Source organism: Pseudobacteriovorax antillogorgiicola, assembly GCF_900177345.1.
Taxonomy (GTDB): Bacteria; Bdellovibrionota_B; Oligoflexia; order Oligoflexales; family Oligoflexaceae; genus Pseudobacteriovorax; species Pseudobacteriovorax antillogorgiicola.
The window spans coordinates 1-1,119 of the sequence record NZ_FWZT01000068.1 but is presented as its reverse complement, the minus strand read 5'-3'; the positions used below and the strand labels follow the sequence as shown (position 1 = coordinate 1,119).

Annotated in this window: 1 protein-coding gene; it reads right to left on the bottom strand. The window is 50.1% G+C overall.

Going from position 1 to position 1,119, the window contains the following annotated elements; translation table 11 throughout:
- Nucleotides 1-1,058: IS256 family transposase (locus B9N89_RS31170; protein WP_132326508.1), on the bottom strand; the 1,058-nt coding region annotated here is incomplete at its 3' end.
- Between the last annotated feature and the right edge of the window lie 61 nt (nt 1,059-1,119).

Genomic DNA, 1,119 nt, shown 5'->3' with positions numbered 1-1,119 from the left:
CGAGTTCTCCGTCTAATTTCCCTCATGACCCTTTCGAGCATATTGTTGGTCTTGATCCGGGTCCAGTGTTCACGAGGAAAGTGGTAGTAGCTGAAGGTCTCGTTGATGCCTTCCCTTACGCAGCTTGCCGCTTTGGGAAGCCTCATATCTTCAAGTTTAGAAATAATCTCCTTAGCCTTAGCATCGGCGGCCTCAAGATCCTCACTGGCGTGAACAGCTTTTAGCATAGCAGCAACTTCCTTAACACGACCTTTAGGGACCACGCTGAAAACGTTGCGATAAAAGTGCACGGTACATCGCTGCCACCTCGCTTCAGGAAAGCATGCCCCGATAGCCTGAGTCAGCCCTAGACACTTATCCGAGATGAACAGCTCAACACCACTCAAGCCACGTGACTTTAGACTAGTCACGAATTTCCGCCAGCTTTCAAAGTCTTCTTTAGCTCCCTCAGCAGCACCGAGTACCTCCCGGTAACCGTCCGCATCAACACCAATAGCAACGAGGATCGATACGTTTCTGACCTCACCACCCCAGCTACGCTTCATCCAGATGCCATCGAGATAAACGTAGCTATAAGTCCCAGAAATGGGTCTCTCAAGCCATGTTTCAATTCGGCCGTAGATCTTTTGATTGAGCTTCGAGACAGTTCCAGCGGAGACTTTTGTGCCCCACAGGGCCTCCGTGATATCCTCGACTCGTCTGACTGAGACCCCGGCAAGGTACATTTCGATCAGAGCCTCCTCAACAGAGGCCTCGCGCCTTCGGTATCGCTCGATGATCATGCTCTCAAATGGCAGCTTTCTGAGCCTTGGCACTTTGAGATTGACCTCCCCAGCCTTGGTCTGTAGCTTGCGGCCATAAGAGCCTGCACGGGTATCCTTGCGGCCCTCAGAGCGCTCGTAGCGCTTTGCGCCACAGATCTTGTCTGCTTCCTGGTCGAGCATCGTATTGAGCGTATCCTCGACCGTCGTCCGAACCATCTCACTGAGATGATTTTTCACTTCCGACTCGTTAATTTGCACGATAGACTTTACATCAGACATTATATTCTCCCTCATCTGATTAGGTTTTTGAAATTTTGTATTCCTAATTTTATCAGATTGAGGGCTTTTCTATGCC